At 67.6% G+C, this 14,834-nt stretch carries 8 protein-coding genes; 5 read left to right on the top strand and 3 right to left on the bottom strand.

What is annotated here, in order from left to right; translation table 11 throughout:
• Nucleotides 1-79 precede the first annotated feature (79 nt).
• Nucleotides 80-1,783, bottom strand: a complete 1,704-nt coding sequence (locus tag FBX97_RS18710; protein ID WP_141834974.1) for a M1 family metallopeptidase — start codon at nucleotides 1,781-1,783, stop codon at nucleotides 80-82.
• Between the two features lie 77 nt (nucleotides 1,784-1,860).
• On the opposite strand from FBX97_RS18710, the gene FBX97_RS18705 reads away from it, so the two are divergent.
• The gene (locus FBX97_RS18705; protein WP_141834971.1) at nucleotides 1,861-2,451 is read left to right on the top strand and encodes an isochorismatase family protein; all 591 of its coding nucleotides are present in this window, start codon (nucleotides 1,861-1,863) and stop codon (nucleotides 2,449-2,451) included.
• A gap of 139 nt (nucleotides 2,452-2,590) precedes the next feature.
• Here the strand turns inward: FBX97_RS18705 and FBX97_RS18700 are convergent, their stop codons facing one another.
• Nucleotides 2,591-2,893 (bottom strand): hypothetical protein, encoded by a 303-nt coding sequence (locus tag FBX97_RS18700; protein WP_141834968.1) that lies wholly within the window; start codon nucleotides 2,891-2,893, stop codon nucleotides 2,591-2,593.
• Between the two features lie 119 nt (nucleotides 2,894-3,012).
• On the bottom strand, nucleotides 3,013-3,999 hold the full coding sequence (locus tag FBX97_RS18695) for an LLM class flavin-dependent oxidoreductase (RefSeq protein ID WP_141834965.1): 987 nt from the start codon (nucleotides 3,997-3,999) through the stop codon (nucleotides 3,013-3,015).
• A 222-nt stretch (nucleotides 4,000-4,221) separates the two neighbouring features.
• Between FBX97_RS18695 and FBX97_RS18690 the strand changes: the two genes are divergently transcribed.
• From FBX97_RS18690 to FBX97_RS18675, 4 genes are all read left to right on the top strand, one after another.
• Nucleotides 4,222-4,929 carry a hypothetical protein gene (locus tag FBX97_RS18690; protein ID WP_185748656.1) on the top strand — a complete coding sequence of 236 codons (708 nt, stop codon included), beginning with the start codon at nucleotides 4,222-4,224 and terminating at the stop codon, nucleotides 4,927-4,929.
• Nucleotides 4,930-5,324: 395 nt separating this feature from the next.
• Complete coding sequence (locus FBX97_RS18685) at nucleotides 5,325-6,788, top strand: TolC family protein (protein WP_141834962.1); 1,464 nt, start codon at nucleotides 5,325-5,327, stop codon at nucleotides 6,786-6,788.
• 19 nt (nucleotides 6,789-6,807) lie between these two features.
• Complete coding sequence (locus FBX97_RS18680) at nucleotides 6,808-7,584, top strand: efflux RND transporter periplasmic adaptor subunit (protein ID WP_141834959.1); 777 nt, start codon at nucleotides 6,808-6,810, stop codon at nucleotides 7,582-7,584.
• A gap of 37 nt (nucleotides 7,585-7,621) precedes the next feature.
• The gene (locus FBX97_RS18675; RefSeq protein ID WP_141834956.1) at nucleotides 7,622-14,818 is read left to right on the top strand and encodes an Ig-like domain-containing protein; all 7,197 of its coding nucleotides are present in this window, start codon (nucleotides 7,622-7,624) and stop codon (nucleotides 14,816-14,818) included.
• Nucleotides 14,819-14,834 lie beyond the last annotated feature (16 nt).

The raw sequence follows: 14,834 nt of genomic DNA, 5'->3' as shown, positions 1-14,834 counted from the left end.
ATATTGTTGGCCTGAGCCCGTCGCCCCTGCCTTCGCAGGGGCGACGGGCAAGGGTTACGTATATCGTCGAGCGCCGGCCTTATTTACTCGCCTTCTTTTTCTTCTGCTCATCCAGATACTGCTGATACCGCTCGAACCGCAGCTCGCGCCGCAACACCTTCGAATGCGGATCCAGCGTCCAGCTCTCGCCCTTGCCGATGGCCACGCTGCCGCGCCCACCGGTCATTGGCAGGCTCACCATGCGCTGTCCCACGCGCACCTCGACCGGCATCGGGAACGGGGTGTTCTTTTCGGTTTTCCACGCCAGTTGCAGGGTGTCGCCGCTGCGCGTCGCCTGCAGGTCGGGCAGGGCCGCCTGATAGAGATACGCCTGGAAGAACCAGTCGAGGTCGCGGCCGCTCACGCGCCTGGCGATCGCCATGAATTCCGGCGTGGTGCCGTAGCGCGGCGTGAAGTTGCCGGGGCGCGGGTCGGCGGTGCCGTACACGGCTTCGCGCACGGTGCGGAAAAAGGCGTCGTCGCCGATCAGGCCGCGCAGCGTGTGCATCACCAGCGAGCCCTTGTAGTAGATGTCCTGGCCGGGGCCGCCGCGCTCGATGACGTAGACGTCTTCCTCGCGGCGCGGCTTGCCCGACACGATCGGCGCCTTGTTGCGGATGGCGGCGCGCTGCTGCAGCAGGGCGGCAAAATATTCCTGGTCGCCGCGCAGCGACTGCATGTACAGCGGCTGCATGTAGCTGCCCAGGCCTTCATGCAGCCACATGTCGTCCCAGTCGGCATTGGTCAGCTGGTTGCCGAACCATTCGTGGGCGAATTCGTGCTGCAGCAGGTCGTCGTAGCCGTAGGGCGTCTTGGCGTAGCCGTTGCCGTAGGCATTGATGGTCTGGTGCTCCATGCCCTTGTGCGGGGTTTCCACCACGCCCATTTTTTCGTCGCCGAAGGGGTAGGGGCCGATCGTGCCCTCGAAGAAGTCCAGCATCTGCGGGAATTCCGCAAACAGTTCCCTTGCGCCTTTTTCGCTTTGCGGCAGGTACCACATGCGCAGCGGGATCGTGTTGCCGAAGCGGCTGGCGTAGCTGCCTTCCAGCAGCTTGTAGGGGCCGACGTTGATCGAGACGCCGTAGGTGCTCGGGTTTTTTGCGCGCCAGTGCCAGGTGCGCCAGCCATCGGCATCGGTCACGCCCATGGCGACGCCGTTGCCGGCCGCCACCAGCGGCGCCGGCACCGTGATGTGCTCGTCGACCTGCTTGGGCTTGCCCATCGGGTGGTCGATGCAGGGCCAGAACAGGTCGCAGCCTTCGCCTTCGACGGCGCTGGCGACCCACGGCTGGCCGTCGGGCGTGGCCGACCAGACGAAGCCGCCGTCCCAGGGCGCTTTCTTTGCCACGTGCGGCTGGCCGTGGTAGCGCACCCGGATCGTCACCTGCCTGCCCGGCTCCAGCCGCCGCGGCAGGTCGATCGCCAGGCGGCCCTCGGGATTGCGCCAGCGCGCCGCCGGCAGCGGCTGGCCGTCGACCTCGATGGCGTCGATCGGCAGGTTGCGGTCGAGGTCGAGGTCGATGCGGTCGAGCGGCGCCCGGGTGCCGAAGGTCAGCAGGGCATCGCCGCGGATGCTGCGGCTGGCGGGTTCCACGCGCAGCTGCAGGTCGGCTTTGTCGAACTCGAGGGCCAGCTGGTCGGGATTGCGGGCGACGCCGGAGTTGACGGTGAGCTCGGTGAGGGCCGGCTGCGTGGCGCAGGCGGTCAGAAGGGAACAGGCGAGGGCGGTGGCGGCTTTTTTCATCTGAGAAATTTATCACGCCGCACGCGCGCCGCCAAACTTCCAGTTACTGAATACTTGGGGCCAAGGAGGATTCATTCATGAGCGACTTGACGATCGATATCGCCCGCACCGCGCTGGTGCTCATCGACTTGCAGAACTTTAATGTACAACGCGCGCTGGCGCCGCATCCGGCCGAGCGCGTGGCCGGCAATTGCGCGATGCTGGCCGGCGAGATGCGCGACCGCGGCGCCATGGTCATCTACGTGCGCGTGCTGGCCGACCAGTTGCTGGCGCTGCCCGCGGATGCGCCGATGACGAAGCCCGGCACCCCTGCGCCACCGCCGGACGCGTTGTACTTCGCGCCGGAAGCGCAGGTGCAGGCCACCGACCATGTGGTGACCAAGCGCCAGTGGGGCGCGTTCTACGGGACCGAGCTGGACCAGCTGCTGCGCCGGCGCAACATCAAGACCATCATCCTCGGCGGGATCGCCACCAATTACGGCGTGGAGTCGACCGCACGCGCGGCGTTCGACCGCGGTTATGCGCTGGTGTTCGTGGAGGATGCGATGAGCAGCATGAAGGCGGAAGCGCACAATTTTGCGTGCGAGAACGCGTTCAGGACAATGGGGAAAGTGCGCTCGATGCGGGAGGTGATCGATGCGCTGCAGGCGGGGACGGGGGACGCTTGAATCATCGCGCCTCCATTGTTGCGTGAACCCTTGCACGTCGCCCCTGCAAAGGCAGGGGGCCAAGTTAGTTGCGTTACCTTAGCGCATGCAGCCTTGGGCCCCTGCCTTGGCAGGGGCGACGGTTCATATGACAGCGATCTTATCGGCGGCCATTTGCCTGCTGATTACGCGCAGCCTGGGCCTGCGCATTGGCCTGAGCCTGGGCCTGCGCATTGGCTTGCGCCTGTGCCTGCTGCTGTTGACGCTCCTGCTTCTTGGCCATGTGGTGGCCCACGGCGCAACCGGCGGCTGCACCCAGCACGTGGTGCTTGCCGAGGAAGTGGCCGCCGACCGCGCCCACGGCGGCGCCTTTCAGGCAGCCCGGCTTGGCGGCAGCGCCGCCCGAGGCGAATGCCAGCGGCAGCGAAACGATGATGGATGCAAGGGCGAGTTTGGTGTTCATGTTGTTCTCCTGTTCATGCGGCGGCGCCAATGCCGCTCGATGACCTTAGAGTAGTGCGGGGTGCCGCACTTGAATGTGCGGCACCCCACGATAGAAACAATTGAAACAATATGGCGGGCTCAGCTGCCGCGCTGGATGTCGGCGGTGATCTCGTAGGAACGCAGGCGCGCCTTGTGGTCGAAGATCTGCGAGGTGATCATCAGCTCGTCGGCGCCGGTGCGCTCGATGAAGGCCTTCAGCTGCTGGGCGACGGTGGCCGGCGAGCCGATTGCGGAGCACGACAGCACCGAATCGAGCATGCCGCGTTCCGCCGGGCCGAGCAGGTCGAGGTAGCCTTCGACCGGCGGCTTCAGCTTGGTCGGGTTGCCGGTGCGCAGGTTGACGAAAGCCTGCTGCATCGAGGTTGCGCGCAGGTGGGCTTCGGCATCGGTGTCCGCGGCGAACACGTTAAAGCCGAGCATCACGTGCGGCTTGTCGAGCTGGGCCGACGGGCGGAAGGTGGCGCGGTAGATCTCGATCGCCTGCATCATCATCTGCGGCGCGAAGTGCGACGCGAAAGCGTAGGGCAGGCCGAGCGCGGCGGCGAGCTGGGCGCCGAACAGGCTGGAACCGAGGATCCAGACCGGCACATCGAGGCCGGCGCCCGGCACCGCGCGCACCTGGCGGCGCGACGAGCCGGCAAAGTAATCCATCAGTTCGACCACGTCCTGCGGGAACTCGTCGGCGTCCGACGCCAGGTTGCGGCGCAGGGCACGCGCGGTGGTGTGGTCGGAACCGGGAGCGCGGCCGAGGCCGAGGTCGATACGGCCGGGAAACAGCGACGCCAGGGTGCCGAACTGTTCGGCGATCACGAGCGGAGAATGGTTCGGCAGCATGATGCCGCCGGCGCCGATGCGGATGGTCGAGGTGCCGTTCGCCACGTGGCTCATCAGCACTGCGGTCGCTGCACTGGCGATGCCCGGCATGCCGTGGTGTTCGGCCAGCCAGAAGCGGTTGTAGCCCCACCGTTCGCCGTGCTGTGCAAGGTCGAGCGAGTTGCGGAACGAATCGGCGGCGGTGCTGCCTTCCGTGATCGGGGCGAGGTCGAGTATGGAGAATGGAATCATGTCCATCATCATACGCCGATCGATTTATTCGCGTGCGGCGCGCCCAAAAATGGAGAAATGGTCCGCTTTCATGTCGGTTTTGCAACTGAAGGTAGATGATTTAAGTTGCCTGTCGGCTAACGCGCGCACCCTTTGCGGTTGTCGTCTTACACTTCGCTTCCTCAATTTATCTTCTTGATATTGTTGAGCTTTCTGCCCCATAAAATCGATTAGGAGAACGACATGAAAATGAATAAGTTACTGAAAGGCCTGTTGGGTGCGTCCGTCGCCGTGGCAATGTGCGGCGCCATCAATGCCCAGGCACAAACCAGCGGCAGCTCGTCCACCAGCGGCGGCAGCAGCGCGAGCTCGCAGGACCAAAGCTCGGGCAGCTCGTCGAGCAGCTCCAGTAAAAAGAAACATTCGTCGAAAAAGCATGGTTCGAGCGGCAGCTCGGGTTCCAGCGGCTCCAGCAGCAGCGGTTCGCAAAGCGGCGGTACCTCGGGTAGCGGCAGCATGGGCACCAGCGGCTCGAGCAACTCCAGCGGCGCCGGCGGCAGCGGCAGCAACAGCGGTTCGGGTTCCAGCGGCTCGATGGGCACCGGTTCGAGCGGCTCCAGCAGCGGTTCGAGCGGTTCCAGCGGCTCCAGCGGCTCCAGCGGCTCGATGGGGTCGGGTTCGTCGGGCACCGGCGTGACCGGTTCGGGCGGCACTTCCGGTTCGAGCGATTCGATGGGCACCGGCGGCACCGGTTCGTCGGGCGCCTCGGGCTCGAGCGGCCTGGGCGGCAGCACCGGCTCCGGCGGCACTTCGGGCGTGGGTTCGTCGGGGTCCAGCGGTTCGATGGGCAGCGGCAGCTCGGGTAGCGGCACCAGCGGCGCCAGCGGCACCGGCAGCACCGGCTCCAGCACCACCAGCGGTGGCGCCGGTACCGGCAGCCGCGGCTACTGATCCGCGGAACAAGCCTGGCCTGTCTGCGCCGCCGGCGCCTGACGGGGCATAATGAAAGTCACGACACCAGCCTGCGGGCTGGTGTTGTCATTTCTGCCAAACTCATGGCAGAAAGTTACCGTATTTGCTGGATTTGTTAATTCAAGGAAATCGTTCGGAATCAATCGTTGCCCGGCGGCCACAAATAAATACAGTGGGCCCTGTTAGGACTGTTGATGTGTGACAACTCCCAGTTAAAATTCTTTTGTCCACACAAGTTGCCGTTGCACGAATAAAGCCCTGCCGACGCCTAACGGCGCCCACCACCGAACGATATCACCATGTCCATTTCAGCGACCCGGCCAGGCCGGTTTACCCCCCTTTTGCCTAAAAAAACGGCTGCCCTGGGCACCGCCATGCTGGCTGCCGCGCTGCTTGCCGGTTGCGGCACCGTGCAGGTCCAGCCCCTGAGCGCCGACGCGATCCAGAAACAGGCAAGCAGCGACCGCCAGGCCGCACGCACCGGCGTGCCGCCGATTGCCGGCCAGCTGACCATGGACGAGGCGATTGCGCGCGCCCTCAAGTACAACCTCGACCGCCGTACCCGCCTGATGGAAGAGGCGCTGGCCATGAACCAGCTCGACACCGCCAACCTCGACATGCTGCCGCGGGTAATGGCGAATGCCGGCTACAGCTGGCGCGACCAGGAACTGATCACGCGCAGCGTCGACTCCGTGACCGGGCTGCCATCGCTTGCCAATCCCTATATCTCGACCGAGCGCAGCCACGCCGCGTACGACCTCGGGCTGACCTGGAACATGCTCGACTTCGGCATGTCCTACCTGACCGCGAAACAGAGCGCCGACCGCGTGCTGATCGCCGCCGAACGCCGCCGCAAGGCAATGCACGTGCTGATCGCCGACGTCCGCACCGCGTTCTGGCGCACCGTCAGCGCCCAGAAACTGCGCAAGGACGTCAAGCAGACCATCGACATGGCCGAGGCCGCGCTGACCGATGCGCGCAAGGCCGAGAGCGAGCGCCTGCGTTCGCCGGTCGACACGCTGCGCTACCAGCGCCAGCTGCTGGAAAACCTGCGCCTGCTCGAGAGCATCGAACAGGAACTGGCCAGTGGCCGCGTCGAACTGGCAAGCCTGATCAATGCGCCGCTGGAGCAGGGCTTCGAAGTGGCCGAGCCGCAGGAAGACGGCAGCCAGGCGCACCTGATGGAGATCCCGGTCGCGCGCCTGGAAGAGCTGGCCGTGACCCAGAACGCCGACCTGCGCGAGCAGTTCTACAACGGCCGCATCGCGGTCGAGGAAACGCGCAAGACCATGCTGCGCCTGTTCCCGAACCTGTCGTTCAACTACGACCTGCGCTACGACACCGACAAATACCTGATCAACAACCACTGGAACGACGCCGGCCTGCACCTGTCGTGGAACGTGATGAATCTGCTCTCGGGGCCGGCCCAGAAGCGCCTGGCCGAAGCCGGCGTCAAGCTGGCCGACCAGCGCCGCGTCGCCACCCAGATGTCGGTGCTGACCCAGGTGCACCTGTCGCGCCTGCAGTACCAGATCGCCTACCGCCAGTACCTGCGCGCCGACCAGATCTGGCAGGCCGACGCCAAGATCGCCGAGCACGTGCGCAACCGCCAGCAGGTCGAGGCCCAGAGCCAGCTCGAACTGGTCGCCAACAACACCACGGCGATCCTGTCGCTGCTGCGCCGCTACCAGTCGCTGGCCCAGTTGCAGGGCGCGGCCAGCAAGCTGCAGGCGACCACCGGCCTCGAGCCGCGCCTGGGCAGCGTCGGCGAACTGTCGCTGGAACAGCTGACCAAGGACGTCGGCGCCTCGATGCGCGAGTGGCAGCAGGTCAAATAACCCTCACCGGAATACCGTCATGAAAGCATCATTCGAATGGCTGCTGGCCGTGGCTGCCCTGTGCGCGGCCCAGGGGGCATCGGCAGCCGCCCCGGCGGCGGCTGCGCCTGCCCGTCCGGCACTGGAAAAGCAGGACATCCGCGCCCAGCTGGCGCCACGCCGTTTCACCACGGTGGCCGCCGAGATCGGTGCCAAGGTCAGCCGCGTGGCCGTGGCCGAAGGCAGCGCCTTCCGCGCCGGCCAGGTGCTGGTGTCCTTCGACTGCTCGCTGCAGCAGGCGCAGTTGCAGAAAGCGAAGGCCGTGCTGGGCGCGGCCGAGCGCACCTTCAGCGCCAACAAGCGACTGGACGAGTTGAACTCGGTCGGCAAGGTCGAGCTGCAAGCCTCCGAGGCCGAACTCGGCAAGGCCAGGGCCGACGTCGCCGCCAACACCGTGCTGCTGTCCAAGTGCGCGATTCCCGCGCCGTTTTCCGGCCGCGTGGCCGAGCAGAAGGTGCGCGAACAGCAGTACGTGCAGCCGGGCCAGGCGCTGCTCGAGATCCTCGACGATTCCGTGCTCGAACTCGAATTCCTGGTGCCGTCGCGCTGGCTGGCCTGGGTCAAGCCCGGCTACGCCTTCCAGGTGCGCATCGACGAAACCGGCAAGACCTACCCGGCCAAGGTGCAGCGCATCGGTGCCCGCGTCGATCCGGTCAGCCAGTCGATCAAGCTCTCCGCCGCGATCGACGGCCGCTTTCCCGAGCTGATCGCCGGCATGAGCGGCCGCGTCGCGCTCACCGCCCCGGCCGGCCAGTAACACGTCTTACAAAAACAATCACATCGTCCAGACCTGCATGAAATCCATCCCCGCCCTCGACCACAACGACTTCGATCCGACCCGGCCGGCCAGGCCGCGCCGCGCCCTGAACCGCCGCGGCCCGGCGCCGCTGGCGCTGGAACCGCGCGTGATGTTCGACGGCGCCACCGCCGATGCCGCGGTGGCCGCAGCCAAGGCGGCAGCCGCAGTGCCGGCCGACCTGCCGGCCGAGCGCAGCGCCGCGCACCCTGCCGTGGCGCAGCAGGACACCCATGTCGCCGCGGCCGTACTGCCGGCGGACACGCCGCGCCAGGAAATCGTCTTCATCGAGGATAACGTGCCGGACTACCAGAAGCTGGCGGCCGCGGTGCAGCCGGGTGTCGAGGTGGTAGTGCTGGACCATACGAAGGATGGCCTGCAGCAGATGATCGCGGCGCTGGACGGCCATGCGCCGGTCGATGCGCTGCACCTGGTGACGCACGGCGCGGCCGGGCAGGTCGACCTCGGCAGCGAGCGCCTGTCGGTCGACAACCTGGATGCCCATGCCGGCCGGCTGGCCGCGCTGGGCACGCACCTGGCGGCCGGTGGCGACATCCTGATCTATGGTTGCGACGTCGGCCAGGGCGACAGCGGCAGCGGCTTCGTCTCGCGCATGGCGCAGTTCACCGGCGCCGATGTGGCGGCATCGACCGACATCACCGGGTCGAAGGCCTTTGGCGGCAACTGGACGCTGGAAACCCGGGCCGGCACGGTGGAGGCGCAGGCGATCGAGCTCGACAGGGCAGGGTGGCAGGGCGAACTCGAGACCACGGTGTTCGATGCCCAGCAGCGGCAACTGAGCTTCCAGGGTGGCGTGCTGGTGGCCCGCGTAGGCGGCCTGGGCGATACATCGAATCCGGGAACCAGGACGGGCGACGTGGTCCGCTTCAGCAATGTGATCACTATCGGCGGCCAACAGATCAACGCCGAGATCACGACCACCCTGGACCGCGCCAACATCACCAGCTACGATTTTACCGATGCCAATTCGACGGCCAGCGAGATCGCCTCGTTCCAGCCCCAGATGAAAGTGACCCAGGCAGGCGGCGGGGCCACGTTCACGGTGAACTTCTATACCACGTCCGGTGCCCAGGCCACGCTGCAGAATGTGGTGGTCAACTCGTACGACATCGATGGTGTGACCAATACGAGCTCGGACCGGCAGTACCAGGAATTCCGCGGCTTCGCCTATTACCAGTCCGGTTCGGAGCTCAAGACCCAGGTGCAGAGCGACGGCTCGGTGCGCTTCCAGTACGACCCGGCCAGCGGCACGCCGACCAACAACACCGACACGCGTAACAACAACTACCGCGTGCAGGTGTTCTACGACTCGATGAATTCGTTCCAGATCCGTACCGGGGCGGTCGCGGCGGCGAGCGGCACCTTCAACGGCACCGCTTATTTCTACCTCGATTTCGAACTGCACGACTGGGGCGCCACGAAAATCGCCAGCCCGGCGCCCAAGCTGAGCTACGCCAACACCACGCTCACGGAAACCGACGCCAACAACGGTGCGGTCATGTCCACGACCATCACCCTGTCCGGCAGCAATGCCGGCGGCAGCGCGGCGACTTTTGCCGGCGTCAACGGCCAGGAGCTGGACGCCAGCTTCTCGAACCTGCCGGCCGGCTTGACTGCCCACGTCACGCGCACGAGTGCCACCACCGCCCAGCTGAGTTTCAGCGGCAATGCACTGGCGCACACCGACGCCAACGACATCGGCAACTTCGGCGTCACATTCAACAATGGCGCCTTCACCAGCAACCTTGCGAGCGCCGTCACCGGTTCCAGCCGGGCCGACCTCGGCATCGACTTCAACAACCCGCCACCGGACACCATCGCGCCGGTCGTGGCTGCCGGCCAGGCCTTCGCGTACACCGAGAACCGCAGCGCGGGCGCCGGTGCCATCGGCACGGTGGCCGCCGCCGACGACACCGGCGTGACCGGCTTCCGCTTCGCCAACGCCGGCGCGACCGGCGGCAGCGCCACCAGCGCCGACGGCTGGTTCGCCATCGACGGCAGCGGCAACATCACGCTGACCGCGAACGGCCGCGCTGCCGGCGCCGCCAGCAACGACTACGAGACCGGCGCCAACAGCTTCACCTACGCGGTGCAGGCGCGTGACCTGGCCGGCAACTGGTCGAATGCCACCAGCGTCACGCTGAACCTGGCCAACGTCGACGACATTGCCCCGACCTTCACCTCGGGCACGACGGCGAACCCGCTGGAAAACCAGCCGCTGCTGTACACGGCCGCGGCCACCGATGCCGTCGACTTCACCAACGGCGCCGTGACCTACGGCCTCAAGTCCGGCGTGGGCGATGCCGGCCTGCTGTCCATCGACGCCGGCGGCGCGGTGCGCCTGGCCGCCGGCAACCTCGACTTCGAAGCCAAGCGCACCTACAGCTTCACCGTGACCGCGCGCGACGACAGCGGCAACCAGAGCGAGCGCGCAGTGACGGTCACGGTGGGCGACGTCGACGAGATCGCGCCGACCGTCACCATCGGCGCCGCCGACGGCGTCATCAAGGCGGGTGGCAGCAAGATGCTGACCTTCACCTTCAGCGAAGACGTCGGCACCAGTTTCACGCAGGACGACGTGACCGTGGATTCGGGCACGATCGGCCCGCTCACGCAGCTCGGCCCGACCAGCTATACGGCGCTCTACACCCCGGCGGACGGCGTGGCGGCGACCGATGTGCAGGTGCGCATCGCCGCCGGCAAGGTGACCGACCTGGCACACAACGACAATACCGCGCCGGCCAGCCTGACCCTGGCGGTGGACACCGCCGCACCGCAGATCGGCGGACCGGGCGGCGCGGGCGGCATCACCAGCCGGCTGAGCGTACCCGAAGGCACGCTCGCGCTGCACACCTTCACCGCGAACGAAAGCGTGACGTGGTCGCTGGCGGGCGGCGAAGACGCCGAGCGCTTCACGATCACGCCGGCCGGTGCCCTGGCGTTCCGCGACGCGCCCGACTACGAACTGCCGCAGGACGGCGCCACCAACGGCCGCAACACCTACCTGGTGCAGGTGCGCGCAGTGGATGCCGCCGGCAACGCCAGCCTGCAGGACGTGACGGTCACGGTGACCAACGTGAACGAAGTGCCGGTTGCCGCCGACGGCGCGATCGTCACGGCCGAAGACACGGCGCAGACCGGCATGCTGCCGCCGGCCATCGACCTCGATCACGACACCGTCACCTATGCCAAGGCCGGCGATCCGGCACACGGCACCGTCCGCATCGACGCCGACGGCAGCTATACCTATACCCCGGCGGCCGACTACAACGGCAGCGACAGTTTCCGCTACAGCGTCAGCGACGGCCACGGCGGCAGCAACACCTATACGATCAGCGTGACGGTCACCCCGGTCAACGACGCGCCGGTGGCAAGCGGTACCCGCATCACGGCGCAAGAGGACACGCCGGTGTCGGGCACGCTGCCCGTGGCCACCGACGCCGAGAACGAACCGGTCATCTACGCCAAGGCCGGCGATCCGGCGCACGGCACGGTCGTCATCACACCGGCCGGCGGCTACACTTATACCCCGGCCGCCGACTACAACGGCGCCGACAGTTTCACCTACACCGTCAGCGATGGCCACGGCGGCAGCAATACCTACACGGTCGAGGTGACGGTCAATGCGGGCAACGATGCGCCTTTCGCCGCGGACACCGCGATCGCCACGGCCGAAGACACGGCCAAGCGCGGCACGCTGCCGCCGGCCACCGACCTCGATCATGACACGGTCACCTATGCCAAGGCCGGCGACCCGGCGCACGGCACGGTCAGCATCGATGCCGACGGCAGCTATATCTACACCCCGACCGCCGACTACAACGGCAGCGACAGTTTCCGCTACAGCGTCAGCGACGGCCATGGCGGCAGCAACACCTACACGGTCAGCGTGACGGTCACCCCGGTCAACGACGCGCCGCTGGGTGCCGGCACCCGCATCACGGTGGCAGAGGACACGCCGGCATCGGGTACGCTGCCCGTGGCCACCGACGCCGACCGCGACGCCGTCACCTACGCCAGGGCCGGCGACCCGGCGCACGGCACCGTCGTCATCGATGCCGACGGCCGCTACACCTACACCCCTGCCGCGAACTACAACGGCGCCGACAGTTTCACCTACACCGTCAGCGACGGCCACGGCGGCAGCAACACCTATACGGTCGAGGTGACGGTCAACCCGGACAACGATGCGCCAGTCGCTGCGGATACCGCGATCGTCACCGCCGAAGGCACGGTCAAGCGCGGCACGCTGCCGCAGGCCACCGACCTCGATCATGACACGGTCACCTATGCCAAGGCCGCCGACCCGGCGCACGGCACCGTCAGCATCGACGCCGGCGGCAGCTATGTCTACACCCCGGCCGCGCACTACAACGGCAGCGACAGCTTCACCTACACCGTCAGCGACGGCCATGGCGGCAGCAACACGTATACCGTCGACATCGACGTGACGCCGGTAAACGACGCGCCCGTCGCTGCGGATAGCGCGATCACGACGGTGGAAGACACGGTAAAAACGGGCACGCTGCCACGCGCTACCGACGTCGAGTCCGATACGGTCACCTACGCCAAGGCCGGCGGCCCGGCGCACGGCACCGTCAGCGTCGACGCAGACGGCCGCTACACCTATACCCCCGGCGCAAACTACAACGGCGCCGACAGTTTCCAATACACGGTCAGCGACGGCCACGGCGGCAGCAACACCTACACCGTCGAGGTGACGGTCAACCCGGCCAACGATGCGCCGGTCGCCGCCGGCGCGACGATCGTGACGGCCGAGGATACGGCGGCAACCGGTACCCTGCCGCCGGCTACCGACATCGACCGCGATACGGTAACCTACGCCAAGGCCGCCGACCCGGCGCACGGCACGGTCGGCATCGGCGCCGACGGCCGCTACACCTACACCCCGGCCGCGAACTACTTCGGCACCGACCGTTTCACCTACACCGTCAGCGACGGCCACGGCGGCAGCAACACCTATACCGTCGACATCGACGTGACGCCGGTGAACGATGCGCCCATCGCGGCGGATAGCGCGATCACGACGCGGGAAGACACGGTCAAAACGGGTACGCTGCCAGGCGCCACCGATGCCGAGCGCGATACGGTCACCTACGCCAGGGCCGGCGACCCGGCACACGGCACGGTCCGCATCGACGCCGACGGCAGCTATACCTATACCCCGGCCGCGAATTACAGCGGTGCCGACAGTTTCACCTATACCGTGAGCGACGGCCACGGCGGCAGCAACACCCATACGGTCGCTGTCGACGTCACGCCGGTGAACGACGTCCCGGTTGCCCGCGATACCGCCATCGCCACGCGCGAAGACACCCCGGTGTCCGGCAACCTGCCGGTCGCCAGTGACGCCGACGGCGACCGCGTCGCCTATGCGCTGGCCGGTGCGCCGGTGCACGGCAGCGTCGTCATCGACGCCGACGGCCGCTATACCTATACGCCGGCCGCCGACTACAACGGCGCCGACAGCTTCCGCTACAGCGTTGCCGACGGCAAGGGCGGCAGCAACACCTACACGGTGTCGGTGACCATCGCCGCGGTCAACGACGCCCCGGTGGCGCACGGCGGCGCGGCCGGCAACGGCACCGTCGGCGAGCCGATGGCGCCGCTCGGCGTTCCGGCGTTCACCGACGTCGACGGCCCGGCGCTCGCTTACACGGCCACGCTGGCCGATGGTTCGCCGCTGCCGTCCTGGCTGGCTTTCGACCCGGCCACGCGCACCTTCACCGGCACGCCGCCGCGCGGCAGCGCCGGGACCCATGAGGTGGTCGTCAACGGTTCGGACGGCGCATCGGCGGCGACGGCCAGGGTCACGATCGAGGTCGGCAATCCACGGGTCCCGGGGCAGCCGCTGACGATCGGCTCGATGGACAAGGACACCGGCGTCTCCGCCACCGACTTCATCACCAGCGACGGCTCGGCCGGCCGTACCGTCAGCGGCAGCATCGGCGCGCCGCTCGGCCGCAACGAGGCGGTGCAGGTATCGTTCGACGGCGGCGCCACCTGGACCACCGCCGCCACCTCGGGCACGACCTGGAGCGTGACCGACAACGGCGCGCATACCGGCAACTGGACTATCGAGGCGCGCGTGACCAACCTGGCCGCCGGCCTGGATGGCACGACGGCAACGCGCGCGGTCGTGCTCGACACCGTGGCGCCCGCAGCGCCGACCGTGAACGACCTCACCACCACCAGTGCCACGCCAGTGCTGAACGGCAGCGCCAATCCGGCTGCGGGCGAGACCTTGCGCGTGACCATCAACGGCGCCACCTACGAGGTCGCGGCCGCGAACGGCAGCTGGTCGCTCGACCTGGCCAGCGCCACGCCGGTATCCGGCACCGCGGCGCCCCTGACCGTGGGCCGCAACTACGACGTCACGGCCACCATCACCGACCCGGCCGGCAACGTGGGCAGCGGCACCAATACCGGTCTCGTGAGCGTGAGCCCGCCGCTGCAGGCCCCCGTGGCAGCGCCGCTGGTGCAGCCCGCCGCGCCGGTCGCCGTGGCGGCATCGGCGCCGACGCCGGTGGCGGAACCGACCCCGGTCAGCCAGGCCGCCGACAGCCGCGTGCGCAGCGAATCGGCACCGGGCAGCCTGGCCGCCGGCGACAGCGTGCAGCTGGGCTACGGCGTGGGCACACGCGCCGCCGAGCAGCCGGTCATCGACTTGCGCGCCGCCGCGCTGTCGGACATCTATACCCGCACCGAAGGCTTCCGCACCGTGGTCGCCAAGGCCGAGGAACCGGCGCTGGTGTTGTTCCAGGGCGTGCCCGACCAGTTCGCGGAGAGCGGCCACGACCTGTCGATGACGATACCGGCCGATGCCTTTGCGCACACCCAGCCGAATGCGACGGTGCGCCTGGTCGCGGTGCAGCAGGATGGCCGTCCGCTGCCGGCCTGGGTCCAGTTCAACGGCCAGACCGGCCAGTTCACCGGCGACGTGCCGAAGGGACTGCAAGGCGAACTGAAGATCAAGCTGATTGCACGCGACCTCGGCGGGCGCGAGGCGGTTGCGCTGTTCCGCATCAACGTGGGCCAGCAGCGCACCGGGCAGCAAGATGGGGTGCAGCGCAGCACGGGCGAACTGCGTGCGCCGGCCGGCAAGGCCGGGCTGAGCGCCCAGCTGCGCGCCCGCAGCATGGCGCGCGGTTAATGGAATGAGATGAGCG

Source organism: Herbaspirillum sp. SJZ107, from assembly GCF_006715485.1.
GTDB lineage: Bacteria > Pseudomonadota > Gammaproteobacteria > Burkholderiales > Burkholderiaceae_D > Telluria.
This window is presented reverse-complemented; position numbering and strand designations above follow the sequence as displayed.

What these genes read in the sequence shown, in the direction of transcription:
- FBX97_RS18710 (WP_141834974.1), bottom strand. Translation starts at nt 1,783, where the DNA reads ATGAAAAAAGCCGCCACCGCCCTCGCCTGTTCCCTTCTGACCGCCTGC.
- FBX97_RS18705 (WP_141834971.1), top strand. Translation starts at nt 1,861, where the DNA reads ATGAGCGACTTGACGATCGATATCGCCCGCACCGCGCTGGTGCTCATC.
- FBX97_RS18700 (WP_141834968.1), bottom strand. Translation starts at nt 2,893, where the DNA reads ATGAACACCAAACTCGCCCTTGCATCCATCATCGTTTCGCTGCCGCTG.
- FBX97_RS18695 (WP_141834965.1), bottom strand. Translation starts at nt 3,999, where the DNA reads ATGATTCCATTCTCCATACTCGACCTCGCCCCGATCACGGAAGGCAGC.
- FBX97_RS18690 (WP_185748656.1), top strand. Translation starts at nt 4,222, where the DNA reads ATGAAAATGAATAAGTTACTGAAAGGCCTGTTGGGTGCGTCCGTCGCC.
- FBX97_RS18685 (WP_141834962.1), top strand. Translation starts at nt 5,325, where the DNA reads ATGCTGGCTGCCGCGCTGCTTGCCGGTTGCGGCACCGTGCAGGTCCAG.
- FBX97_RS18680 (WP_141834959.1), top strand. Translation starts at nt 6,808, where the DNA reads ATGAAAGCATCATTCGAATGGCTGCTGGCCGTGGCTGCCCTGTGCGCG.
- FBX97_RS18675 (WP_141834956.1), top strand. Translation starts at nt 7,622, where the DNA reads ATGAAATCCATCCCCGCCCTCGACCACAACGACTTCGATCCGACCCGG.